Genomic DNA, 23,612 nt, shown 5'->3' with positions numbered 1-23,612 from the left:
CGCCAGCAGGAGTAAAGCATGTGGCAAGTAAGACCAGCCAAACTGGATGACCTGCAACAGATTCTGGACCTGACCAACGCCCAGAGCGGCCGGCTGTCGTCCACCCTGCCCAATACCCAAGCCGCCCTGACCAAAAAACTCGAACAGTCCCAGGCCAGCTTCGCCAACAAAACCGATACCCCACGCAGACTCCTCTTCGTACTGGAAGACACAGACACCGGCCAACTCGCCGGCACCGCCGGCATAGACACCCGGGCAGGCAACGGCCAACCGTTCTACAACTACCGCCGCGATTACCTTATCCACGCCTCCCACGAACTCAACGTCTCCCGGCGCGTAGAAGTGCTGTACCCCAGCCACGCCCTCACCGACCTCACCCTGCTGTGCGCCTTCACCCTCAAACCGGACCTGCGAAACACCCCGGCCTTTGAGCTGCTCTCCCGCGCCCGCATGATGTTCATCGCCAGCCACCGGGAATGGTTCACCAATCGCACCGTGGTGGAAATCCAGGGCATACAGCATGAGGGCGGCCAAGTGCCCTTCTGGGACAGCCTTGGCCGCCACTTCTTTAACATGGATTTCGAAACCGCCGACCAGCACTCCGGCCAGCTCAGCAAAACCTTCATTGCCGAACTCATGCCCCCGAACCCCATCTATGTCACGCTGCTGAGTGAGGCGGCTCAACAAGCACTGGGCGAACCTCACCCGCTGACCAAACCCAATTACGACCTGCTGCAAAGGGAAGGTTTCCTGCCCGGTTGCTACGTGGATATCTTTGATGGCGGCCCGGTGCTGGAAGCCCGAACCGACACACTGAAAACCGTTGTGACCAGCCAACCGAAAACGCTTCACGGTAGCGAGGGTCTCGATGGGGAAACCTGCCTGATTTCAGCGGGAGAAGGGCAAGACTTCCGCTGCCTGCTGACTCCGGTGTCTGAGACCCTGGCGGACGACGTAAAGGTACCGGTCAGCACCTGGCATGCATTGGACCGGAGCGCCGGCGACCGGGTAAGGATCTCGCCATTATGATCAATCCAGCTCAGGGGAGGGCGTAACATGTTGTTGATTCGCCCGTTGCAGGAAAACGATCTTGATGATCTTTACGGCATGGCCCAGAACGCTGGCAAAGGTCTGACTACCCTGCCAGCAGACCGGGAACTGCTGCAACGCAAGATCGAGCGCACCCGGGAATCCTTCAACCAGCGTTGTGCCCCGGAGGCCGGGCTGTACCTGTTTGCCCTGGAAGAGACCCAAAGCGGAAAAACCGTTGGCATCAGCGGCATTGAAGCCCGCGTAGGCCTGGAAGAGGTGTTCTACAATTACCGGCTAAGCGTTACGGTGAATGCCTCGCGGGAGTTGGGCGTGCATGTGCGCACTCCCACCTTGCACCTGTCCAACGACATGACCGACACCACCGAAATCTGTTCGTTGTTGCTGGCCGGAGGTTATCAGGGAGGAGGCAATGGCTTGTTGTTATCCCGCTGCCGGTTCATGTTCCTCGATGACTTCCGCAAGCACTTCTCGGAAAAAGTCTTTGCCGAGATGCGTGGCGTGTCTGATAAAGACGGTCGCAGCCCGCTTTGGGATGCCCTTGGCAGCAAGTTCTTTGACATGGAATTCAGCCAGGCGGACATGCTCTCTGGCCTTGGCAACAAGTCCTTTATTGCCGAGCTGATGCCCAAGTACCCGATCTACCTGCCGATGCTGCCGGAAGAGGCGCGGGCGGTCATCGGCATGGTGCATGATAATACCCGGCCGGCATTGAAAATGTTGCAGGCAGAGGGCTTCAACTTTAACGGCATGGTGGATATTTTTGATGGCGGGCCGGCGGTGGAGGCGTTCGTGAACAACATCCGAACCGTTCGGGAATCCATCAATCGCCACGCCATGGTGGTCAATAAACCCATGAACCTGGACGTGCCACCGGAACAGCGCGTGATGATTTCAAACCGGTCGTTCCGGGACTTCAGGGTGACCACCCTGCCTATGGAATGTATCGGGCCGGATACCGTGAGTATTCCCCGCGACGTGGCGGAAGCCCTGCTGATCGAGTCCGGAGATCCGGTTCGCCTTGCGCCCTTGAAGGAAAGCGCTTTGTCACCCATTCATACACTGAAGGGCCAGGAAAGTGAGGACGAGAAAATTCTCGACCGGGTGCGCCATTATCGTAACCGGCATGGTCAGGATTAGCGCTGAAGCCGCTGACAAATTCCCTAATTGGAGGTGAGGAATAATGGCAAACCTGTCAGGCAATCTTTTTATAGACGGGCTGTGGATTCAGGGCCACGGGCAGCCATTTGAATCGTTGCAGCCGGTCACGGGTGAGACTGTCTGGGACGGCAACGGCGCTAACCTGGAAGATGTAGACGCCGCCGTTCGCGAGGCCCGGGCTGCATTTGCAGCCTGGCGGCGGAAGAGTTTTGCCGAGCGCCAGGCGGTGGTGGAGGCGTTTGCCCAGCAGCTGGAGGCCAACAAAGAGGCCCTGGCCCACCAGATTGGCCTGGAGACCGGCAAGCCGCTGTGGGAATCCCGCACCGAGGTGGCGGCCATGATCGGCAAGGTGCCTATTTCCATCCGGGCTTACAACGAGCGTACCGGGCACTCAGAATCGGATGTGGCCGGAGGACATGCGGTACTGCGGCATCGGCCCCATGGCGTGGTGGCGGTGTTCGGCCCTTACAACTTTCCTGGCCATTTGCCGAACGGCCACATTGTGCCGGCGCTGCTGGCGGGCAACACCGTGGTGTTCAAGCCCAGTGAGCTGACACCGGGCGTTGCCGAAATGACCGTGCGTTTCTGGGAAAAGGCGGGCCTGCCGGATGGTGTGATCAACCTGGTCCAGGGCGGCGCTGATACCGGCATATGCCTGGCCCGCCACCCGATGATCGACGGTCTGTTCTTCACCGGCAGTTCCAATGTTGGTCATCTGTTGCACGAACAGTTTGGCGGCCAGCCAGAGAAAATTCTGGCGCTGGAAATGGGCGGGAACAATCCGTTGATCGTTCAGAACGTGGCGGATGTAGACGGTGCAGTTCATCACACCATCCAGTCTGCGTTTTTGTCGGCCGGCCAGCGCTGCACCTGTGCACGCCGGCTGCTGGTTCCCAAAGGCAAGAAAGGGGATGAGTTCCTGGCCCGGCTTGTAGACGTTGCCTCCCGTATTCAGGTGGGCGATTTTGATGCGGAGCCCCAGCCGTTCATGGGCTCGGTCATCTCTGCACAGGCGGCTGAGATGCTGCTGCAGGCCCAGGGCGATATGCTGGAGAAAGGCGCCAGTTCCCTGCTTGAGATGAAACAGCTGAAGCCGGGTACAGGCTTGTTGTCACCAGGTATTGTCGATGCCACGGAGGTGGAGCTGAAGGATCAGGAATTCTTTGGCCCGCTGCTGACGGTATACCGCTACAAGAGTTTTGACGATGCCCTGGAGCTGGCCAACAACACCCGTTTCGGGTTGTCGGCGGGCATTCTGAGTGACGACCGCAAGCTGTATAACCGGCTGGTGGAAGAGGTGCGCGCGGGCATTGTGAACTGGAACCGGCCGCTGACCGGGGCCAGCAGTGCGGCACCGTTTGGTGGTGTGGGCGCCAGCGGCAACCATCGCGCCAGTGCCTATTACGCGGCGGACTACTGCGCCTGGCCCATGGCCTCGCTGGAGGCTGGCAAGAGTGAAATGCCAGATACCCTGGCGCCCGGCCTGACATTTGACTGACAGGAAGCCTGCTATGGTGAAACACGCGGTTGAAGCGAATTTTGACGGGCTGGTGGGCCCCACCCATAACTACGCAGGGTTGTCCTGGGGGAATGTGGCGTCGAAATCCAACGTGAACTCGGTGGCCAATCCCAGAGAAGCTGCCTTGCAAGGGTTGGCCAAGATGAAGCAGTTGGCCGATCGGGGCTACGTTCAGGGCGTCTTGCCGCCCCATGAACGGCCACACTTGCCAACACTGCGCGCCCTCGGGTTTACCGGTAATGACCGGCAGGTGCTGGAGCAGGCCGCGAGTACAGCCCCCTCCATTCTGGCCGCGGTGTCGTCCGCATCTGCCATGTGGACCGCCAATGCGGCGACGGTGTCCCCCAGTGCCGATACCAAAGACCATCGGGTACATTTCACTCCGGCGAATCTCTCCGCCAAGTTTCACCGGTCCATCGAGCACCGGGTGACCGGCCGCGCCCTGAAAGCCATTTTTACGGACGAAAGCTACTTTGCCCACCATCCGGCCTTGCCCTCGGTTAGCCACTTCGGGGATGAGGGCGCGGCCAACCATACCCGGTTGTGCAGCCGTTATGGTGAACCCGGTGTGGAACTGTTTGTGTATGGCCAGATAGCCTTCAACGAGCAGGCCCCGGCGCCGGTCAAATACCCGGCCCGGCAAACCCTGGAAGCCTCCAGGGCCATCGCCCGGCTGCATGGGCTGAGCGACCGCCACGCGGTGTTTGCCCAACAGAACCCTGCCGCCATTGATGCCGGCGTGTTCCACAACGATGTGATTGCGGTAGGCAACGGCAACTGCCTGTTCTACCACGAACTGGCGTTTCTGGAGGAAGACCGGGTGCTGGCGGAACTGAGCGACCGGCTGACTGGGGCTGCGCTTGAGGCCGTTCGGGTGTCTGCCAATGAGGTGCCCATCGAAGACGCCGTGGCCTCGTACCTGTTCAACAGCCAGCTGCTGAATACCCCGGACGGCATGTTGCTGGCGGTACCCGGTGAGTGCCGGGAAGTGCCATCCGTAAGCCGTTACCTGGATCAGCTGGTCAAAGGCGATGGCCCCATCACCAGCGTCGAAGTGTTCGATGTGAAGCAGTCCATGAGAAACGGAGGTGGGCCCGCCTGCCTGCGTTTGAGGGTGGTGTTGAACGATGAGGAGCTACACGCCATCAACCGGGGCGTAATTCTGACCGATGCGCTTTATTACCGGCTGGTAGCCTGGGTGAATGCCCATTACCGGAGTGAGCTCGACCAACAGGACCTGGCAGACCCGATGCTGCTGGAGGAAGTCCGCAAGGCCCTGGATGAACTCACCGGTATTCTGGGGCTGGGTTCCATTTACGATTTCCAGTTGTAGAGAGCGGCGCGCTACTGGCTGGCGATGGAGCGGGTCAGCATATCCATGGTGTGGCGAATGAGGGCATCGGCGGGAAAGCTGCCGGCCTGAGTGGCTTCTGATTGGCACAGCATGATCACGCCGTGCAGGGCGCCCCGCAGGTACAGGGCCGTTTGTGCCGGTGAGCTGATGCGCTCCCGGCTCATGGTGCCGTCTTCCAGGCCGGTGTGTATAGCGGCGGTCATCAACTGCATCAGCTCGTTCTTGGAGCAGAGCATTTCCCGGGTCTGCTCTTCGTCGGCATCGGCGATGGCGGTAGACGCCTTGGTGAGCGCCGAGAAATAATCCGGTTCTTCCAGGTAAAAGCGATAGTAGGCCTCCCCCATGGCGCGGATCTGCGCCAGACCTGTCTCCGCCGAACCAAGCGCGTTTTCGAAACGCGTTACCAGGCTTTGGCCTGCCCGCAGCATGATCCCGCGCTGAATGGCCGCTTTGTCCTTGAAATAGACGTACAGCAGTGCCCGGCTCAGACTTGCCGTGCGTGCGATGTCGTCCATGGAAGTGCGCTCATAACCCTTCTCGGAGAACACCAGCTCAGCGGCATTCAGAATGGCGTCGTACCTTGCCTGTTTTTCCCGTTCCCGTCGTGACTTCAGGGGTTCGTTCATGGTGTTCCCGGCTTCCTGTGCGATGGCTGCATGATACCTGAAAGTGAATGGAAACCGATTATTGACAATTTGTCAAAGAATGACATGATGTCGGAAAATAATCGGCGGTTTCCGAAGGAACGGAGGCCAACAATCAATCTTTTCAGGGAAAGGGGCTGAATATCATGTCTCTCATCAAGCGCGGTGCGCCATTCTCCTTTGCCAGCCTGGCGCTGGTGGTTCTGGTTCTCTCTGGTTGCCGTGGTGGCACTGCCGATGCCCCCTCGGAGGCTGTGGTGTCTGTGCGTGTGGCGGAGGTGACCGGCGGACAGGTGGAAGAAATCCCCTTACGGTTCTCCGGCATTGTCCGGGCGGCCCAACGGGCCACCCTCACGTTCCAGCTCAGCGGCACCCTCCGGGAGCGCCCGGTAGAGCTGGGGCAGAATGTGAAACCGGGGGATGTGCTGGCACGCCTCTACAATCCCGCCCTGGAACCGGCCCGTGATTCTGCCGCTGCACGGTTGGAAGAGCTGAAAACCCAGTTTGATCAGGCCCAGCGGGAATGGGAGCGTTCCAGCCGGCTGCACCAGCGCGGTGTGGTGTCGGAACAGAACCTGGAACAGATCGCCGCCCGTCGGGATTCCCTGAGAGCCAGTATGGCCACAGCGGAAGCCTCACTGGCGGAAGCCACCCGCTTGCTGGAAGAAAGCGTATTGAAAGCGCCGTTTGCCGGTCAGGTGGAAGCCTTGCTGGTGGAGCGTGATGAATTTGTATCTGCCGGCCAGCCGGTGATTCGCTTGTCGTCGCCGCTGGGGCGGGAAGTGGAGGTGCGTGTGCCTGCCCATCTGCTCAGCCACGTACGCGTGGGGCAGGAGTTGCCGGTCTGGTCCGTGCAGGATCGCAACCGGGACGCGGAAACCGGCACCGTCATTGAAATTGCCCAGGGCAGTTCCATTCGGGGTGAGCTGCACCCGGTATTGGTGAGCCTGCCTCCCCAGTCCCTGGGTTCCGGCGAACCGGTCGAGGTGGGTATCACACCGGTGCGGGCCTCCGCCATAACCGTGCCTTTGCTAGCGGTGGTGCGAAATGACTCGGGCACCAGTGTGTTCCGGGTGGATGACGCCATTGCGCGGCAGGTGCCGGTTAAAATCGACCGGGTAATAGGTGAGCGGGTGATGGTGCACCCGGGCGAATTGCAGGCGGGTGACCAGGTCGTTTACGCCGGCACCACCCGGCTGGTAGATGGTGACCGGGTGGAGATTCGCTGATGGCCCGCCAACTGCTGAACTATCAACGCCTGCTGGGCATGGTGGTGACCATGCTGTGCCTGCTGGGCATCGTGGCCTACAGCACCATGCCCCGGCAGGAAGATCCCTCGTTTCCCTATCGTGCCGGCATGATTACGGTCAGCTACCCCGGTGCCAGTGCCGAGGCGGTTGAGCGCCTGGTATTGCGGCCATTGACCGATGAACTGCGCCAGGTGGAAGAGCTGGATTTCAGCTTCGGCACCGCTCGCACCGGCGTGGCGCTTTCCCGCCTCAAACTCCGGGACCATATCTACGATACCGACCCCGCCTGGGACCGTGTACGCCAGGCCATGGAGCGGGCCCGGCAGGACTTTCCGGACGATGTTGGCCAGATGACCCTGGATGATCGGCTGATTGATATTCCCGCCGTGGTGATTGCCGTGGGTGGCTCGCCCTCGGTAACCGAACTTTCGACAGCGGCCGAACGCCTGAAACAGAACCTGTCGGATATTCCCGGCATTTCCCGCATCGAGCTTGAGGGGGATGCCGACGAACAGATCACCCTGGCCCTGGACGACGCCGCGCTGTTCCGCCTGGGCATTTCCCCAAAACGGGTGCTCGATACCCTGGCCCAGCGCAACCAGACCATTCCTGGCGGCTTTGTGGTGGTGGATGGTAAACGGCTGTCTGTGTTGCCCAACACCGAATTCGCTGACATAGATGATATTCGCGCAACCCCTATCGAACTGCCGGACGGCTCCCAGGTGCCTCTGGCCGCGGCTGCCGAAGTGTGGCGAGGCCCGGCGGAGCCCCGTCAACCGGAAACCTGGTTTGATGGTGAGCGAGTGGTGCTGTTGTCCATCATCATGGAGGAGGGCAGTACCGACGCGATTCGCTTTGGCGAGCGTATCCGCGAGAGGGTAGAGCAGGTTCGGGGCGATTTCGAACCCTATGAAATCCGGGAGGTGTTCTTCCAGCCAGACAAGGTAGCCGAACGCCTGGTGAACCTGACCTGGAGCCTGGTGTTGTCGGTTTTGATTATCGTTGCCGTGGTGTTCACCGGTATGGGCATTCGTATGGGTCTGCTGGTGGCCTCGATACTGCCGATGGTGGCGCTGATCAGCGTGGGCCTGTACGACCTGGGCGGCGGGGTGCTGCACCAGATTGCGGTGATCGGCATGGTGATTTCCCTGGGCATCCTGATCGATAACGCGATTGTCATTGTCGAAAACATTCAGGGGCACCTGGACGAAGGCATGCGGCGCCTTGATGCCCTGAAACAAGCGGTGAGCGAATTGGCGGGCCCGCTGGGTGCGTCCACGGGTACCACACTGGCGGCTTTTGCACCGCTGCTGATGGCCAAGGGTGGCGCGGCAGACTTCACACGGGGTGTGCCGGTGATGATCATGCTTACCCTGTCGGTCAGCTACCTTCTGGCCATTTCGGCGGTGCCACTGCTGGCGGCCCGTTTCCTCAAGCCCCGCAAAAACGTGCAGGGTGATCGACTGATCGGGCTCGCCCGCTTTCTGGGCGGGCTGGTGTTCCGGTATCCCGGTCGCCTGATTATCCTCGGCGCAGGGCTGGTGACCATCAGTCTTTCCATGACCCCGTTCATGGCGCAACAGTTCTTCCCCAATGCGGACCGGCCCCGGGTGATCGTGGAGCTGTACATGCCGGAGGGCACCGACCAGGCCCGCACGGCGGAAATTGCCGAGCGCCTGGAACGGGCCATCCGCACCCAGCCGGAAGCACTGGAGGTGCACCGGTTCGTTGGCTTCACAGGCCCGGCGTTCTATTACAACCTTCAGCGCTCGCCCCAGTCGCCTAACCGGGCCAGGCTGGTTATCCGCACGCCGACACTGGCCGACACCACCGGGCTTATTCACTGGGTGCGAGATGAAGCGGCGACAACCATGCCGGAAGTGGATATCTCGGCCGGCATTCTGGGCCAGGGGCCACCCCGGACAGCACCGGTGGAAGTCCGGGTTTACCATGCCGACGACGCCACCCGCACCCGGGCGACGGAGCAGGTGTTCTCCGCGCTGAGGCGTATTGAAGGTACCGTGGACGTGCGTAACGACCTGGATATCGGTGTGCCCAGCATTGCCATTAACGTGGACGACGCCACTGCCGCCCGTTATGGCCTGAGCCGGGCGGATGTCGCCCAGAGCCTCTACGGCCAGAGCTTCGGTGCGGTGGCCGAGCGTTATCGTCAGGAAGATGACCCGATTCCCATGATCCTGCGTTCCCGCGAGGGTACCTCCCTGTCGCTGTCCCGGCTGCTGTCCGTCAACATCTACAACAACCGGGGCGATGCTGTGCCGTTATCCGCTGTCGCCACCGTGGAAACCACCTGGGAGCCGGCTGCAAGATACCTGCGCAACGGCGTTCGGGTGAACACTGTGACTGCTAACCTGGAAGACGGCTACAGCTTCAGCCAGGCCCTGGGTGGCTTGAATGCCGCTTTGGAGCAGCAGCCGTTGCCCGCCGGCACGCGACTGGAGATGGGCGGCGACGCCGAAGGCTCCAACGATGCGAACACAGCGCTTTTGAAAGCCGCGCCCATCGGCATTTTGTTGCTGTTGTTCTTCCTGCTGTTGCAGTTCAATTCATTCCGCCGGGTGGGGGTGATCCTGCTGACCGTGCCGCTGGCGACGGTGGGAATATTCCCCGGGCTTGTGTTATCCGGCTCGCCGTTCGGGTTTCAGTCGCTGCTGGGAGTGATTGCGCTGGTAGGAATTGTGGTGAACAACGCCATCGTGCTGCTTGATGTGATGGACCGGGAACTGGAGCGGGGCAGGGCCATCCGCGATGCCGTTCGTACCGCCGTTGAACGCCGAACCCGGCCGATCCTGTTAACCACGGCCACCACGGTTGCCGGATTGCTGCCCCTGGCATTCTCCAGCTCCACTCTGTGGCCGCCCATGGCCTGGGCCATTATCTCTGGCCTGCTGGCCTCAACGGTACTGACCCTGCTGGTGATCCCGTCTGTGTGCACCAAGCTGATCAAACTGCCAGTGGCCGAACCGGAAAACGCCCCGGCCTGAGCCAGACCGGGGCCGGGTAGCGAGCTACCTGGCCCCAAAACTTCCCTTAGCCCGAATCATCAAACCCACCCGCTGGCCAACCGGCACCGCCCGGTTCGGGAACACAATGGCCTCCGGCGCCGTGCCCACCTGATAACGGGTTTCGTCGTTTTCCCAGATCACCGTGCCCGGCTGGTACTCAGTAAAATTCGCCACATCATCCGGCACATGAAACCGGAATGCCGGCCCGGTATTCAGGATCTCGTGCACCACCTCGAACACGGTCAGATGATCAAATGGCGCCTGAACCGCAGGTGCCGGCTGGCCACAAAACCGCCGCCGAAGCGCCCGCTCAATGCCCCTGAACCGCCGCAAATCATTCTTGCCAAACGGCTCCACCTTGCCCAGCTCAACGGTAAAACTCTCCGCCTCCAGCAGCGTTGCTGTGAACGACGAAAACACCGTCGACTCCCGGTGCTGCAGCAACAGCGTCTCCACCTCCGCCTCCAGCAGAAACTCACACTGTTCCGCCGGTACCGACCGACCCTCCACAAACGGATACAGCGCAAACCGCTCCCGCATCGACGGCCGTATCGCCGTATGCAAATCGTAGTGACTCAACGCCAGCCCCTGATGCACCATCGCAAACTGCCGACACATCTCCTCCAGAAACCGAGCCCGCGCCGCCTCCGGCAGGCCTTTATATTCCGGCCTGCTGTGAGCTCCGTTAAACAACCGGTTCATGTTCACATCCACAAACCGCTCCCCGGCCACCATCGCCACCGGATTCCCCAACATTAGCAACGCCGGACAAGCCAACTGCCACTGCACAGCCAACAACTCCGACACCAACCCGTTCAACACCTCAATCGGCGCGGTCTCGTTACCATGCACTCCGGCCGAGATAATCAACGCCTCCTTGTTCGGATTCTCCCGTCTCGCTGGAGGTGTGAGCCACAACACACCATTGGCCTTACGGGAAACCTGCGTGCCGTCTGGGAGTTGGTGTTTGGTTTCGGGTAAATCGGAAGAGGCGCTGGCCAGCGTATGGGCCAGCCAGTCGGGGTGGAAGTCAAAGAGTGAGTTTGAAACGTTCATAGATTCCCCTTAGAAAAGAGCTTCGCGAAAGCCCTCTCAGAGTTCGGGGACAGATGGCAGGATCTGCTTTCCGGGAATCTTGAAGGCCAGGGACGGCCTGAAAGAAGCGCACATGGATGTGCTCGTAGCGTTTCCCGGAAAGCAGATCCTGCCAGCTGGCCTGGCACCAAAACCGAAAGCCTGCCCCGCCGGCTGGCCGTGCACCAAAAGCAACAACTCAGGAGTTTATCGGCCTCTGATGCCGCAAAAGATGATTTTCCAGTTTGCGGAAAACGAACACCAGCATAAACGTCAAAGCCATGTAGCAAAGCGCCACAAAAATAAACGCCTCAAAAGGCGCATAAAACCGCGAATAAATGTTCCGCGCCGCCCCCGTCAAATCCACAATCGTCACCACACTGGCAATCGCACTCGCATGAAGCATAAAAATCACCTCATTCGAGTAAGCCTGCACCGCCCGCCGCGCCGCATTGGGCAGAATAATCCGCCGCATCCGCAACAGCCAGTTCATGCCATAGGCCTTGGCCGCCTCAATCTCGCCATTGGGCGTTGCCACAATCGCCCCCCGGATAATCTCCGTGGTATAGGCCGCCGTATTCAGCGTAAAGGCCAATAGGGCAGGGTAGAAAGGCTCCCGGAAAATCGTCCACCAGAAGGTCTCGTGAATGCCCGGAATCTGCGCCACGCCGTAATAGATAATGTATAGCTGAATCAGCAGCGGCGTGCCCCGGAACAAATAGGTGTACAGCCAGATTGGGCCAGACACAAACGGATTGCGCACCGTACGCAGAATCGCCAGGGGAACTGCAACCACCAGGCCAATCACCAGCGACAGAAACACCAGCTGCACAGTGGTCACCATGCCATCCCAGTATTCCATCATGGTCATGGCATTGAAGATATCGTTTGTATTCAACCATTCGGCAATGAAATCAGGCATCCTCAATTCCCCCGAACCACGCCGACATTGGCCCGCTTGTCGAGCCACTTGATGAACAACTCAGAGCCTGCCGTCAGCGCCAGATAAACTGCCGCCACCGGAATAAAGAAGTGGAACGGCATGCGCTCGGCCTTGGCGGCTTCTTCCGCCACCCGCACCATATCGGTCAGGCCGATGATCGACACCAGAGCGGTGGTCTTCAACAGCACCTGCCAGTTATTGCCGATACCAGGCAGGGCATGGCGCAGCATCTGCGGAATCATCACCCGCCGGAAGGTGTGCCAGCGGGAAAAGCCGTAGGCCTTGGCGGCCTCGATCTGGCCGGTGTCTACCGCCAGAAAAGCGCCCCGGAAGGTTTCCGTCATATAGGCACCAAAGATCAGCCCGATGGTCACCACGCCAGAGATGAACGGATCGAACTGGAAGAAAAAGTCGATTTGCCGGGTTTCCCATAAATAATCGGATAGCGCGTTCACCGCCACCTGGCCGCCGTAGTAGAACAACAGCATCATCACCAGATCGGGCACGCCGCGAATCAGGGTGGTGTAAGCGGTTGCCACGCCGGTCAGTACCCGGTTGCCAGAGAGTTTGGCAGAGGCGCCAAGCAACCCCAGGGTGAGGGCGAGAGCGAGCGAGAGGAAGGCCAGCTCAATGGTGACCACCGCCCCCTCGGCGAGGGCCGGGCCGTAGCCTTTCAGATCAAGCATGGGGAATTCCGGAAAGCGGGGAGCAGCCAACAGGCTGCTCCCGGGGTCAGTTTAAATCTTGATGTCGTAGCTGAAGTACTTCTCCATGATGGCATCATAAGTACCATCTTCTTTCAGCTTCTTGAGCGCGGCGTTGATATCTGTGGCCAGCTGGGTGTCACGCTTGCGCATGGCAACGCCCACACCGTCACCGAGTTTTACCGGTTCGCCGACCTCTTTGTAACCTTCGCGGTTAAGGATGGTCTGCTCACCCACCGGGTAATCAACAAAGACCGCGTCCAGACGATTGCCTTCCAGGTCCAGAACCATGTCTTCAGCGGTGGTATAACGCTTGATGGAAACCACGCCGCCCATGTTCTCGGTTACGTAGGTGTCCATGGTGGTGCCACGCTGCACACCAATGTTTTTGCCCTTCATGGCGTCCATGTCGGTTACGTCGGTGTTGAAGGAGTCAGGGCCGAACCAGCCGCCCGGAGTGATGTAGTACGGCTCGGAGAACAGTACACGCTCGGCGCGCTCAGGGGTGATCGACATGGATGACATGATCAGGTCGAACTTGCGAGCCAGCAGGCCCGGGATCATACCGTCCCACGCCTGGATGACGAATTCACAGTTGGCGTTCAGTTCTTCACACATGGCGGTAGCCAGTTCCACTTCGAAACCGGTCAGCTCGCCGTTCTCGTCTCGGTATTCGAACGGCTCGTAGGGGATATCAAATGCAATGCGCAGGTTCCGGTCCTGAGCCTGAGCGGTGCCGGCGATCATGGCCAGGGCACAGCTTGCTGCAACAATCAGTTTTTTCATGTGTCACTTCTCCAGTAAGTTGCCGTTAGGGCTTTATTCTTTATGGAAGTTTCTATTCCGTCTCCGGTTTCAAGATAGCACCGGAGTTCAGAACTTGGGAGCAAGAAATTGCTTCATGCGTTCGGAATCCGGGTGGTCAAAGACCTTGTCCGGCGAACCCTGCTCCTCAATAACGCCCTGATGCAAGAACAGGACCTGAGTGGACACATCCCTTGCAAACGCCATCTCGTGGGTGACCACAATCATGGTGCGGCCTTCCTCGGCCAGACTCTGCATAACCTTCAAAACCTCACCTACCAGCTCCGGGTCCAGCGCTGAGGTGGGTTCATCAAACAGCATCACTTCCGGCTCCATGGCCAAGGCACGGGCGATGGCTGCGCGCTGCTGCTGGCCGCCGGACATCTGGGCCGGGTAGTAATCCTTGCGTTCGTAGATGCCCACCTTGTTAAGGTAGGCCTCGGCCCGCTCAATGGCTTCTTTCTTGGGGATCTTGAGAACATTTACCGGTGCTTCAATGATGTTCTCCAGCACCGTCATGTGGGACCACAGGTTGAAGCTTTGGAAAACCATGGACAGCCGCGCGCGGATCAGCTCCACCTGGCGATTGTCTGCCGGAATTCGCTCGCCCTTGCGGTTGTTTTTGAACCGGATTGGGTCACCGTGCACGATAATGTCGCCGGATGTCGGGGTTTCGAGCAGGTTGATGCAACGCAGGAAGGTACTCTTGCCAGAGCCTGAGCTGCCGATCAGCGAGACCACGTCGCCTTTGCGGGTTTCCAGAGAAATGCCCTTGAGAACTTCGAGTTTGTCAAAGGTCTTGTGGATGTCCCTGCAAATCAGAGGCGCTGATTCCGCCATGGGGTACTCCTGAGGCTGTCATACAAAAGCGCATGTTTTACGGACTGTTGCCGTGGAAATCAATACCGCTTTGTTGGATTTTGGTGAAAATCGAAGCACTTGCCTGTTGGTCATTCTGGCCTAATCAATGATCAATGCAAACAATTTTAACCTCACGGTGAGCCTGAATCGCCCAGCAGATCGGCGAGATCTTCCGGGGCGGGTATTCGCAGCAATTCATCGCCTTCTTTCTCCATTTCTTTCATGGTTTGCCGCACAAAGCGAACGTGGGCGGTGGCCACTTTGCGTGCCTGGTCCGGTTTGCCGGCCATGATGGCCTCGTACAGCTGCCGGTGCTGGCCCATGATTTTCCGGCGCATGTCCTCTTTCGGGTTCAGGTTGGATACCGAGGCCTGAACGGTCAGCAGCATCATGTTCTTCAGGCCGCTCAGAATGTGCACCAGAATCGGATTGTGGGACGCCTCCACAATGGCATGGTGAAAGCCGTGGTCGGGGCGGGCGTTGCTCAATGGGTCTGTGCTTTCCAGTGCCCGGAACGCCCGGGTGAGGCGATGCCGGTCCAGATTGGTAGCACGTTGCGCGGCCAGAAAGGCCGCCTGACCTTCCAGCTGCTCTCGCACTTCCAGCAGGTCATAGAGGGTGCGTGTATGGCCCTGATAGAGGTACATCAACGGGCTGTTCGCGCCCTGCACTCCGGATTCCGGCACGATGCTGGCAACAAACGAGCCCTTGCCGTGGCGCGTTTCGATGACGCCACGGGCCTGCAGTTCATGCAGGGCCTCGCGCACCACCGATCGGGATACCCCAAGTTTGGTTGATAGCTGCCGTTCCGAGGGGATTTTCTGCCCTGGCGCCAGGCCGCCTTCCAGAATCAGGTGTTCAAGCTTATAGGAAATTTCTTTGGATATGCCCATGATCTTATTACTGGTCTGACCAGTTTCGGGTTGTACGGATCCGTTTTTGCTGAGGCTGCCTGTACCGCCAAACTTCATGAATGGCGGGAGGTTACGAATTATTCCATGTTTCGGGATTTAACAAACTGGTAGGACCAGTTGCTAAAACGATAGACGATCTCTGTGCTGATGGCGAGTATTCTGAGGTTTGTAGATTCTGAAATTGTACGTCAGCGAGGTTGAAGCCATGTTAACCATCCATCGCCTGGATCTTGAGGATGCCCGGCTCCTGATCAGGGGCGCCAGCGAAAAGGCCCGTGACATCGGTGTACCCATGTGCATTGCGGTAGTGGACGAATCCGGCAACCTGGTGGCGTTTGAACGCATGGACGGTGGCAAGACCACCAGTGTCATTATCGCCCAGGACAAAGCCTTTACGGCCGCCGCCGCGCGCAAAGCCACCCACGAATACAACGCGGCCAACGTGCCTGGCAATCTGGCCTTCGGTATTCATACCGAAGTGGGTGGCCGTTTAAGTACGGTGGGCGGGGGCTTGCCGGTACTGGTGAATGGCGAGGTGGTCGGCGGGATTGGTCTGAGCTCAGGCACCCCGCAGCAGGACATGGATTGTGCTCAGGCGGGTATCGACTACTTTGAACAACAGCGCCAATAACAATCAGAGAACGTTATGACAACCACATCACATGCCACCAAATCGGGGTTAACTAAAACGGAATTGGCTGAACAGCTCCGGGCCTTTATCGACCCGGAGTTTGTCATTACCGATGACGAAACCCTGAAGCCCTATGAGTGCGATGGCCTGGCCATGTACCGGGAAATGCCCATGCTGGTGGTGCTGCCAGAGACCGTACAGCAGGTGCAGCGGGTCATGCGAATCTGCCATGAGCAGGGTGTGCCCGTGGTGGCCCGCGGCGCCGGTACAGGTTTGTGCGCAGGTGCCATGCCCCACAAAGAGGGCGTGGTGCTGTCGCTAGCCAAGTTCAACCGTATTCTGGAAATTGACCCGCTGGCCCGGACGGCCCGGCTGCAACCCGGAGTTCGTAACCTGGCCATCAGTGAAGAAGCGGCACAGCATGGTCTCTATTACGGGCCGGACCCGTCATCCCAGATTGCCTGCACCATCGGCGGTAATGTGGCGGAAAACTCTGGCGGCGTGCACTGCCTGAAGTACGGGCTGACGGTCCACAACCTTCTCAGTGTGGAGATTGTCACCGCCGAAGGCGACCGGGTAACGGTGGGCAGCGACGGGCTGGACAGTTGTGGTATGGACTTGCTGGCCTTGCTCACCGGTTCCGAGGGCCTTCTGGGTGTGGTTACGGAAGTGAAGGTTAAGCTGTTGCCCAAGCCGGAAGTGGCCCAGGTGATCATGGCAGGCTTTGACAGTATTGAGAAAGCCGGCGATGCCGTCGGTGGCGTGATCGCCCACGGCATCATACCCGGCGGGCTGGAAATGATGGATGGCCACGCCATCATTGCCGCCGATGATTTTTGCCAGGCTGGCTACCCGAGAGATGCCAAAGCCTTGCTGTTGTGCGAAGTGGATGGCACCGAAGAAGAGGTGCACGAGCACATTGCCGAGGCAGAAGCGGTGTTCCGGAAACTGGGCGCCACGTCCATTCGCACGTCCTCCAGCGAGGCGGAGCGTGCGCTGTTGTGGAAAGGTCGTAAATCAGCATTCCCGGCGGTGGGTCGAATCTCGCCTGACTACTACTGCATGGACGGCACGATTCCGCGCCGACACCTGGCCAAGGTGCTTCTGGAAATGGAGGCCATGTCTGAGCGGTTCGGCTTGCGGGTAGCCAACGTGTTCCACGCCGGCGACGGCAACCTGCACCCGTTGATTCTGTTTGATGCCAATGTGCCCGGCGAGTTCGAGAGCGCCGAGGCCTTCGGTAGTGCCATTTTGTCTCTGTGTGTGGAAGTGGGTGGCTGCATAACCGGCGAACATGGGGTAGGTGTGGAGAAAATCCGCCAGATGGCCGTGCAGTTCAACGATGAAGAATTGCAGCAGTTCCACGATGTGAAAGCGGCCTTCGACCCCACTGGCATCCTGAATCCGGGCAAGGGGGTGCCTACGCTGCGGTTCTGCCAGGAATATCGCTCTATTGAACACAAGCAACACAAACACGAACAGGCGGGTGCCAGCCATGGCTGATCAGATTCAACAACTGCAGGAGCAGGTGCTTCAGGCCCGGCAGAACGGGAACAAGCTGAATATTGTTGGCGGCGGCAGCAAGGCGTTCATGGGCCGTGAACCAAGCGCAGACGCCGAGACCCTGAGCCTGGCCAGTCACACCGGCATTGTGGAGTATCACCCGGTTGAGCTGGTGCTGACGGTGCGGGCCGGTACACCCCTCAAAGATATTGAAGAAGCGCTGGCGGCAGAAGGCCAGTGCCTGCACTTTGAACCGCCTCGTTTCAGCGAAGCCTCCACCATTGGCGGCACGCTGGCCTGCAACCTGTCCGGCCCCGCCCGCCCGTGGACAGGATCGGTGAGGGATCAGGTGCTGGGCATTCGGCTACTGAACGGCAAGGGTGAACACCTCAGGTTTGGCGGCCAGGTGATGAAGAACGTGGCCGGTTACGATGTGTCCCGGTTACACGCTGGCGCCATGGGTACTCTGGGCGTGATGACTGAGATCAGCCTGAAAGTGATGCCGAAACCGGCGGCTTCCGTCACCCTGGTCCAGGATATGGCCATGGATGAGGTGATCGACTACATGAACCGCCGGGCCGGCGAGCCCAAGCCCATCACCGGCGCCTGCTGGGTGGATGGCAAGGTGTACCTGCGTTTGTCTGGCGCACGTTCGGCTGTTGAGGCGACCGCCGAGAAATGGTCTGGTGAGGCCGTGGAAGACGGCGACCGCTTCTGGCAGCAGGTCCGGGATATGCAGCATGGGTTCTTCTCCGATGCCGAGACGCCCCTCTGGCGCTTTTCAGTGGGATCAACCGCGCCCACCGAGGATCTGCCGGGCCCCTGGCTGATGGACTGGGTGGGCGGCCAGCGCTGGTATCGTGGTGACGCCACCCTTGCCGACATGGAAAAGCTGGCGCGGTCAGCGGGTGGTCAGGTCAGCCTGTTCCGCGGCGGCGACCGCCGGGGCGAGGTGATGCAATCGCCACCAGAAGCGCTGAAAACCATTCAGCGCCGCGTAAAAAACTCGTTTGACCCCGACGGCCTGTTTAATCCCGGCCGCCTTTATAGTTGGTTGTAATCATGCAAACGAATCTGGTTCAGCAATTTGCCAATACATCCGAAGGCCAGGAGGCGGAAGAAATCCTCCGGGCCTGTGTGCACTGCGGTTTTTGCACCGCAACCTGCCCCACCTATCAGGAACTGAACGACGAGCGAGACGGCCCCCGGGGCCGGATCTACCTGATGAAGATGTTTCTGGAAGGCGGGGAAGTGACAGAGAAGACCCGGGAGCACCTGGACCGCTGCCTGACCTGCCGCAGCTGCGAGACAACGTGCCCCTCCGGTGTTCAGTATGGTCGCCTGGTGGATATCAGCCGTGGCTTGCTGGAGGAGGAGCTGCCCCGCAAGCCGAAAGAAAAATGGCTGCGCTGGGCGCTCACCCGGGTGCTGCCCAATCGCCGGTTGTTCGGCTTGCTGCTGCGGGCCGGGCAGGCATTCCGGCCGATGCTGCCGGAAAAGCTCCGTACCAAGGTGCCGCCACGCCGTCAGGCCAGCCCCTGGCCGGCTTCAAGCCACAACCGCATTGTGCTGGGGCTTGCCGGATGCGTGCAGCCCTCGGCGGCCCCCAACACCAATGCGGCGACAGCCCGGGTGCTGGATAAGCTGGGCATTACCCTGGTGGAAGCGCCCCAGGCTGGCTGTTGTGGCGCGGTGAATTACCACCTGTCCGAGCACGAGCGCGGTCTGGAGCAGATGCGCCGGAACATCGATGCCTGGTGGCCGGCCATCGAGGCGGGGGCGGAAGCTATCGTGATGACGGCGTCTGGCTGTGGCGCCATGGTGCAGGATTATGGTCATCTGCTCCGGGAAGACCCGGTGTATGCCAACAAGGCGCGCAGGGTAAGCGAACTGTGCACCGATCTCGGCGCCTTTTTGCTGAAAGAGGATCTGGAACCTCTGAAAGCCAGTGCCCAGGCAGGTAAGGTGGCATTCCATTGCCCCTGTACCCTGCAGCACGCCATGAAGCAAAACGGTGTGGTGGAGCAGGTGCTGACCCGTGCCGGCATTGATCTGGCCGCCACCAAAGACAAGCATCTTTGCTGTGGTTCGGCGGGAACCTATTCGATCACCCAGCCGGAGATGAGCCAGAAGCTGCTGAGTAACAAGCTGGAAGCGTTGACCATCGATGACCCGGTGCGGATTGTGACCGCCAATATCGGCTGTCAGCTGCATCTGGAGTCCCGCTCAGACGTGCCCGTTCAGCATTGGATCGAGCTGCTGGACCGGTGACACGGTTCCTGCAAAACCGCTCGTCATCGGTTATAGTCTGACTCGGTGCCAGGTTTCTGCCTGGCACCGGCACACTCGAGCACCAACAACTTCACAGGATGTGAACCCATGCCAAGGATCAAGGCCCTGCCGTTTTGCCTATGTCTTTTCCTCTCGCTGCCGACTCAGGCGGAAATCTATCGCTGGACCGATGCCAACGGCTCCATTCACTTTTCCGACACGCCGCCGATGCTGGACGAGCACCATCGGGTGCAGGTGCGGCCAACCACCACCATGCCGATGGTAGAGAATATCCGGCAGTCTGACCGGGTAACCCGGAACCGCAAAGAGTTAGACCAGCTGCTCTCGCCCAACAGCAAGAATCGTTACGCCAAATCTCAGCAGGCGGAGGAAGTCCGTACCCGGCAGTGCGAGCAGTACCGCAAGCAACTGGACCGTTTACAGGCTAGGCTTCGCGCCGGTTATGGCAATGATCGGGGCAACAGTCTACGGCAGCGGCGCCGGGAACTGAGCCAGACTTACAGTCATGAGTGTGTGCTGAATTAGGTGGCTTTCGGAAAGCGCTGATTGCCAGGCGATCATAATTATTGTTAGCTATCTACCTTGTCTCTGGAGGTAGATCTTGTCGCATTTTCAGCTTGCACTTCTGCTTGGTATGACCGTCGCACTTGGGCCCCTGGCCCTGGATGCCTACCTGCCCGCATTTCCGGCCATTGCCCGGGATTTTGCCATTCCCCATGCCGATGTGGGCCTAACGCTGAGCGCCTATGTGGCAACTCTGGGCATGGCCCAACTGGTGGGCGGGCCGTTATCTGACCGTTATGGCCGCCGCAACATCCTGTTTATCGGGCTGGCGGTGTTTGCTCTGGCCAGCCTGATGATAGCGCTGGCGGATAACCTGTCCAGCATGATTGCCTGGCGGGTGGTCCAGGGTATTGGCGGCGCATTCTGTGCGGTGTCGGTGCCCGCTATTGTGAGAGATCAGGTGGGTGGCCAGGAAGCAGCCAGACTGTTCGGGTTGATCGGGCTGATCATGTTTATTGCCCCTGCGGCGGCTCCGTCTCTTGGCGCCCTCATGCTGGCGCTGGGTGACTGGCACTGGATCTACGTATTCCTGGCGGCCTACGCGTTCTTCCTGGCCGTGGTCCTGCAACTGGCTTTGTTTCCCCGGCTCAAACCCCGGCCCCGGGCAACCACGCCGGTCAAAACACTGGTGACCAACTATGTGCTGGTGCTCAAGCATCGCACGACCATGCGTTTTGTCGGCATCCAGGTGATGTGTTTCAGCAGCATGATGCTGTTTATCACCCATTCTTCGTTTATCTATCAGGAGTGGTTTGGGCTGTCGAACAGCACGTTTTCCATTCTGTTTGCCGCCAATATCGGAGTGATGGCAGCGCTCAACCTGATTAACCGGCCGCTACTGCGCACCTTTTCTTCCGTGGTGCTGTTAAGGGTGCAGGTCATCATCCAGTTCGTGATGCTGGTGGGTCTGGTGTCGGTGGTGTTGCTGGATGGGCCCTTGTGGGCGGTAGCCGGATTTATCATCGCTGCGGTAGGTTGCCAGGGCGGGATTGTGCCGAACAATATGGCCAACGCCCTTGAATTCTTTCCCCACATGGGGGGTACGGCCGCGGCTATGCTGGGGGCGTCCCAGTTCACTCTGGCCGGTGCGATCAGTGCCTTGTCATCGGCCTTTGGTGGCGAGGCTTTGCTGCCTATTACCCTGAGTATGCTGGCCTGTTCGGTAGGTGCGGTTTTGTTGTCATTAGGAGCGCCGGCAGCCGTAGCCCGGGAGAAGGCCGCAGAACAAGCGGCCTGAGCATTAAAGTATTTGAAAGTGGCTTTTATCTGTTGGCTCCGAAAAGGGTTGCTTGCAAAGCGTGCCTTAAAATAATGATAATGTTTCTCATTGTTATTTTAACAGTAGATTGGGGCAATTGGTCTCGCAATGTGGAACAGAAAAATGTATGACCTCTCAGAGCTGGAAGCATTTGTCTCAGTGGTGCGAACAGGCAGCCTGACGGCCAGTACCAAAGACCTGGGGCTGCCGAAATCGACGCTCAGCCGGAAAATTCGCCAACTTGAACAGGCCGTCGGGCAGCCACTGTTGCTGAGGCAGTCCCGGCGTATTGTGCCTAACGAAGCGGGGCGCGTGTTTTACCGTTACAGCGTTGAGATTCTTGAGTTGGTTTCCCAGGGCCGGGAGGCGCTGGATGAATTGAAGGAGGATGTCAGCGGTACACTGGAGCTAAGGTGCCATGAAGCCTTCGTGCGTGGTTGGTTTTCCGGTGTGGTGCGATCGTTTCTAGAACAGCATGGCGATGTGCGGGTGGCTATTGGTACCCAGCAGGAGGTTCCCGGTGAGTTGGAAGATGGTGTGTGTTTATGGCTCGGAGAGGTTGGAGAAACCACTCTGAGACAGGAGCGTTTGGGGAGCCTTAGCCAGGGTATCTATGGCAGCCCGGACTATTTCGAGCGATATGGTGTGCCGGCGTCTCCCGGCGAACTTGATCGCCACCAGTGGGTTGACCTGCTGGGCGGGCCGGGGCCGGGTCTGGTTTTGCGTCATCCCAAGCTGGGTACCTACCCGCTCGCCATGCCTGTGCGGGCGTTTACCGTTGATCAGTCGTGTGTTCAGGGCGATGCCATAGCGGCTGGCCGGGGCCTGGGCTTGATTCCTCACTGGTTGGCCGATCGCCGGCTGGAAGCTCACCCTGGGCAATTCGGATTGTGCCTGCCTGAGTGGCGAGGGCCGGTGCTGCCAGTCACCCTGCTGTATCCTCACGGTCATTTACCCAGAAGGGTGAGGGCGTTCATGGCTCACCTGCGAGCAAACGTGCCGGATGAATGGCTCCGGGAGTTCTCTAAGCCTCCGGTTGTTCCGGAAACCGGAACGCATCATGCCGGTACTTGAAGTCCGGGCCTGTGGTAACTTTCCTGAAATTGATAACCATTCCCATAACGCCTTGGGTTTGAATACCTTGCAGGAATTCAAGGCCAATAGATTTCAGGAACGACCATGACCAACCCTGTAACGATACTGACTGCGACTGTTGCTGCCCTTGCTCTGGCGGGTTGTGCGGCAAGTGACAATGCTAATGGCCCCACGGTCATCAGCTACGACCACGGCGCATTGGACACCCTTCTTGAGTTGGGTGTGGATGACCAGATTCTTGCGTTGCCCCATCAGGGCCTGCCGGAATACCTGGAGGGCATGCAGGCCAGGTTGCCTGACGCCGGTAGTCTGAAACTGCCAGACCAGGAACTGATAGGCCAACTGACCCCGGGGCTGGTGCTGATGACCGGTCGCCAAGGGGCAGAGTTGCAGGTGGAAGTGGCCCGGCTGGCCCCGGTGCGGGATGTCACCCTCCCCGAAGGTGATTATCGCGAAGCAGTGAATGCACGGGTCACCAGCCTGGCCGGTTACTACGGCCTGGAGGCGGCCGCCGGTATCAAACTGGATGCACTCTGGCAGCATGTGGCTGAACAGAAAGCTGCTGTGCCTGCAGGCAGCACCGTGACAGTGGTCACCCACAACGACGGTAACCTGTCCCTGCGAAGCGAGCCCGTTGTTTATGAGCTGCTGGACCTGACTGCCGCCACCGTTCCGGATGCTGTACAACCGGTCACGCGAGGCGAACGCACCTTCTACCCGGTGACAGCAGACATCCTGGCTGATATGGCGCCGGATACCCTGCTGGTGGTCGATCGTAGTGCCGCTATTGGTGGTGAACCGCTGGCGCCGCAGGCCTTGCAATCTACCCTGAATCAGGCCGGCGCCTCGACCAGGGTGGTGGTTCTGAATCCGGGCCTTTGGTACCTCTCAGGTGGTGGCCTGCAGAGTGTTCGCCTGCAGGTGGATGAGGTCGTCGACGCAGTCCGTTGATGTCTGCCAACGGG

General features: G+C 59.5%; 21 protein-coding genes. 14 read left to right on the top strand and 7 right to left on the bottom strand.

Annotated features, from left to right (window positions below; all coding sequences use genetic code 11):
- Positions 1-18: 18 nt before the first annotated feature.
- From FIV08_RS16010 to astB, 4 genes are read left to right on the top strand one after another with little or no spacing between them, the layout of a single operon-like run.
- Positions 19-1,029 (top strand): arginine N-succinyltransferase, encoded by a 1,011-nt coding sequence (locus tag FIV08_RS16010; RefSeq protein WP_152439055.1) that lies wholly within the window; start codon positions 19-21, stop codon positions 1,027-1,029.
- Between the two features lie 27 nt (positions 1,030-1,056).
- Positions 1,057-2,190 (top strand): arginine N-succinyltransferase, encoded by a 1,134-nt coding sequence (gene astA, locus FIV08_RS16005; protein WP_152439054.1) that lies wholly within the window; start codon positions 1,057-1,059, stop codon positions 2,188-2,190.
- 43 nt (positions 2,191-2,233) lie between these two features.
- A complete protein-coding gene (astD, locus tag FIV08_RS16000) occupies positions 2,234-3,709 on the top strand; it encodes a succinylglutamate-semialdehyde dehydrogenase (protein ID WP_152439053.1) in 1,476 nt (491 codons plus the stop codon).
- A 13-nt stretch (positions 3,710-3,722) separates the two neighbouring features.
- A complete protein-coding gene (gene astB / locus FIV08_RS15995; RefSeq protein ID WP_152439052.1) occupies positions 3,723-5,063 on the top strand; it encodes an N-succinylarginine dihydrolase in 1,341 nt (446 codons plus the stop codon).
- An 11-nt stretch (positions 5,064-5,074) separates the two neighbouring features.
- Here the strand turns inward: astB and FIV08_RS15990 are convergent, their stop codons facing one another.
- The gene (locus tag FIV08_RS15990) at positions 5,075-5,710 is read right to left on the bottom strand and encodes a TetR/AcrR family transcriptional regulator (protein WP_058090451.1); all 636 of its coding nucleotides are present in this window, start codon (positions 5,708-5,710) and stop codon (positions 5,075-5,077) included.
- A 164-nt stretch (positions 5,711-5,874) separates the two neighbouring features.
- Between FIV08_RS15990 and FIV08_RS15985 the strand changes: the two genes are divergently transcribed.
- Both FIV08_RS15985 and FIV08_RS15980 read left to right on the top strand, forming a co-directional pair.
- Positions 5,875-6,957, top strand: a complete 1,083-nt coding sequence (locus FIV08_RS15985) for an efflux RND transporter periplasmic adaptor subunit (protein WP_152439051.1) — start codon at positions 5,875-5,877, stop codon at positions 6,955-6,957.
- Complete coding sequence (locus tag FIV08_RS15980; protein ID WP_152439050.1) at positions 6,957-9,983, top strand: efflux RND transporter permease subunit; 3,027 nt, start codon at positions 6,957-6,959, stop codon at positions 9,981-9,983. Before FIV08_RS15985 ends, FIV08_RS15980 begins: the two co-directional genes overlap by 1 nt.
- A 24-nt stretch (positions 9,984-10,007) precedes the next feature.
- On the opposite strand, the gene FIV08_RS15975 is transcribed toward FIV08_RS15980, so the two are convergent.
- The 6 genes from FIV08_RS15975 to FIV08_RS15950 all read right to left on the bottom strand — a co-directional run bounded on the left by FIV08_RS15975 (position 10,008) and on the right by FIV08_RS15950 (position 15,283).
- Positions 10,008-11,060 carry a succinylglutamate desuccinylase gene (locus tag FIV08_RS15975; RefSeq protein ID WP_152439049.1) on the bottom strand — a complete coding sequence of 351 codons (1,053 nt, stop codon included), beginning with the start codon at positions 11,058-11,060 and terminating at the stop codon, positions 10,008-10,010.
- Between the two features lie 217 nt (positions 11,061-11,277).
- Entirely contained in the window at positions 11,278-12,000 is a 723-nt protein-coding gene (locus tag FIV08_RS15970) for an ABC transporter permease (protein ID WP_061330597.1), read from the bottom strand.
- A 2-nt stretch (positions 12,001-12,002) separates the two neighbouring features.
- A complete protein-coding gene (locus FIV08_RS15965) occupies positions 12,003-12,707 on the bottom strand; it encodes an ABC transporter permease (protein ID WP_072676328.1) in 705 nt (234 codons plus the stop codon).
- A 51-nt stretch (positions 12,708-12,758) separates the two neighbouring features.
- Positions 12,759-13,511: a transporter substrate-binding domain-containing protein gene (locus FIV08_RS15960; protein ID WP_152439048.1), complete on the bottom strand. Its 753-nt coding sequence runs from the start codon at positions 13,509-13,511 to the stop codon at positions 12,759-12,761.
- 87 nt (positions 13,512-13,598) lie between these two features.
- Positions 13,599-14,369, bottom strand: coding sequence for an ABC transporter ATP-binding protein (locus FIV08_RS15955; protein WP_152439047.1), 771 nt, complete (start codon positions 14,367-14,369; stop codon positions 13,599-13,601).
- Positions 14,370-14,521: 152 nt separating this feature from the next.
- Positions 14,522-15,283 (bottom strand): FCD domain-containing protein, encoded by a 762-nt coding sequence (locus tag FIV08_RS15950; protein WP_152439046.1) that lies wholly within the window; start codon positions 15,281-15,283, stop codon positions 14,522-14,524.
- 226 nt (positions 15,284-15,509) lie between these two features.
- On the opposite strand from FIV08_RS15950, the gene FIV08_RS15945 reads away from it, so the two are divergent.
- From FIV08_RS15945 to FIV08_RS15910, 8 genes are all read left to right on the top strand, one after another.
- The gene (locus tag FIV08_RS15945; protein ID WP_152439045.1) at positions 15,510-15,935 is read left to right on the top strand and encodes a GlcG/HbpS family heme-binding protein; all 426 of its coding nucleotides are present in this window, start codon (positions 15,510-15,512) and stop codon (positions 15,933-15,935) included.
- 15 nt (positions 15,936-15,950) lie between these two features.
- Positions 15,951-17,438: an FAD-linked oxidase C-terminal domain-containing protein gene (locus tag FIV08_RS15940; protein WP_152439044.1), complete on the top strand. Its 1,488-nt coding sequence runs from the start codon at positions 15,951-15,953 to the stop codon at positions 17,436-17,438.
- Positions 17,431-18,498 (top strand): glycolate oxidase subunit GlcE, encoded by a 1,068-nt coding sequence (glcE, locus tag FIV08_RS15935; RefSeq protein WP_152439043.1) that lies wholly within the window; start codon positions 17,431-17,433, stop codon positions 18,496-18,498. Before FIV08_RS15940 ends, glcE begins: the two co-directional genes overlap by 8 nt.
- Positions 18,499-18,500: 2 nt before the next feature.
- Positions 18,501-19,709: a glycolate oxidase subunit GlcF gene (gene glcF, locus FIV08_RS15930; protein ID WP_152439042.1), complete on the top strand. Its 1,209-nt coding sequence runs from the start codon at positions 18,501-18,503 to the stop codon at positions 19,707-19,709.
- Positions 19,710-19,817: 108 nt separating this feature from the next.
- The gene (locus FIV08_RS15925) at positions 19,818-20,255 is read left to right on the top strand and encodes a DUF4124 domain-containing protein (RefSeq protein ID WP_152439041.1); all 438 of its coding nucleotides are present in this window, start codon (positions 19,818-19,820) and stop codon (positions 20,253-20,255) included.
- A gap of 76 nt (positions 20,256-20,331) precedes the next feature.
- Positions 20,332-21,531 (top strand): multidrug effflux MFS transporter, encoded by a 1,200-nt coding sequence (locus tag FIV08_RS15920; protein ID WP_152439040.1) that lies wholly within the window; start codon positions 20,332-20,334, stop codon positions 21,529-21,531.
- A 144-nt stretch (positions 21,532-21,675) separates the two neighbouring features.
- Positions 21,676-22,626 (top strand): LysR family transcriptional regulator, encoded by a 951-nt coding sequence (locus FIV08_RS15915; protein ID WP_152439039.1) that lies wholly within the window; start codon positions 21,676-21,678, stop codon positions 22,624-22,626.
- 105 nt (positions 22,627-22,731) lie between these two features.
- On the top strand, positions 22,732-23,598 hold the full coding sequence (locus FIV08_RS15910) for an ABC transporter substrate-binding protein (protein WP_152439038.1): 867 nt from the start codon (positions 22,732-22,734) through the stop codon (positions 23,596-23,598).
- The last annotated feature ends 14 nt before the right edge of the window (positions 23,599-23,612 follow it).

The sequence above is a fragment of the Marinobacter sp. THAF197a genome (assembly GCF_009363275.1).
In the GTDB taxonomy this organism is placed as follows: Bacteria; Pseudomonadota; Gammaproteobacteria; order Pseudomonadales; family Oleiphilaceae; genus Marinobacter.
Note: the sequence above shows the minus strand (reverse complement) of the source record. Positions and strands in the feature narration are given on the sequence as shown.

Bases quoted from the DNA above. Each gene is read 5' to 3' on its own strand.
- FIV08_RS16010 (WP_152439055.1), top strand. From the start codon at position 19: ATGTGGCAAGTAAGACCAGCCAAACTGGATGACCTGCAACAGATTCTG.
- astA (WP_152439054.1), top strand. From the start codon at position 1,057: ATGTTGTTGATTCGCCCGTTGCAGGAAAACGATCTTGATGATCTTTAC.
- astD (WP_152439053.1), top strand. From the start codon at position 2,234: ATGGCAAACCTGTCAGGCAATCTTTTTATAGACGGGCTGTGGATTCAG.
- astB (WP_152439052.1), top strand. From the start codon at position 3,723: ATGGTGAAACACGCGGTTGAAGCGAATTTTGACGGGCTGGTGGGCCCC.
- FIV08_RS15990 (WP_058090451.1), bottom strand. From the start codon at position 5,710: ATGAACGAACCCCTGAAGTCACGACGGGAACGGGAAAAACAGGCAAGG.
- FIV08_RS15985 (WP_152439051.1), top strand. From the start codon at position 5,875: ATGTCTCTCATCAAGCGCGGTGCGCCATTCTCCTTTGCCAGCCTGGCG.
- FIV08_RS15980 (WP_152439050.1), top strand. From the start codon at position 6,957: ATGGCCCGCCAACTGCTGAACTATCAACGCCTGCTGGGCATGGTGGTG.
- FIV08_RS15975 (WP_152439049.1), bottom strand. From the start codon at position 11,060: ATGAACGTTTCAAACTCACTCTTTGACTTCCACCCCGACTGGCTGGCC.
- FIV08_RS15970 (WP_061330597.1), bottom strand. From the start codon at position 12,000: ATGCCTGATTTCATTGCCGAATGGTTGAATACAAACGATATCTTCAAT.
- FIV08_RS15965 (WP_072676328.1), bottom strand. From the start codon at position 12,707: ATGCTTGATCTGAAAGGCTACGGCCCGGCCCTCGCCGAGGGGGCGGTG.
- FIV08_RS15960 (WP_152439048.1), bottom strand. From the start codon at position 13,511: ATGAAAAAACTGATTGTTGCAGCAAGCTGTGCCCTGGCCATGATCGCC.
- FIV08_RS15955 (WP_152439047.1), bottom strand. From the start codon at position 14,369: ATGGCGGAATCAGCGCCTCTGATTTGCAGGGACATCCACAAGACCTTT.
- FIV08_RS15950 (WP_152439046.1), bottom strand. From the start codon at position 15,283: ATGGGCATATCCAAAGAAATTTCCTATAAGCTTGAACACCTGATTCTG.
- FIV08_RS15945 (WP_152439045.1), top strand. From the start codon at position 15,510: ATGTTAACCATCCATCGCCTGGATCTTGAGGATGCCCGGCTCCTGATC.
- FIV08_RS15940 (WP_152439044.1), top strand. From the start codon at position 15,951: ATGACAACCACATCACATGCCACCAAATCGGGGTTAACTAAAACGGAA.
- glcE (WP_152439043.1), top strand. From the start codon at position 17,431: ATGGCTGATCAGATTCAACAACTGCAGGAGCAGGTGCTTCAGGCCCGG.
- glcF (WP_152439042.1), top strand. From the start codon at position 18,501: ATGCAAACGAATCTGGTTCAGCAATTTGCCAATACATCCGAAGGCCAG.
- FIV08_RS15925 (WP_152439041.1), top strand. From the start codon at position 19,818: ATGCCAAGGATCAAGGCCCTGCCGTTTTGCCTATGTCTTTTCCTCTCG.
- FIV08_RS15915 (WP_152439039.1), top strand. From the start codon at position 21,676: ATGTATGACCTCTCAGAGCTGGAAGCATTTGTCTCAGTGGTGCGAACA.
- FIV08_RS15910 (WP_152439038.1), top strand. From the start codon at position 22,732: ATGACCAACCCTGTAACGATACTGACTGCGACTGTTGCTGCCCTTGCT.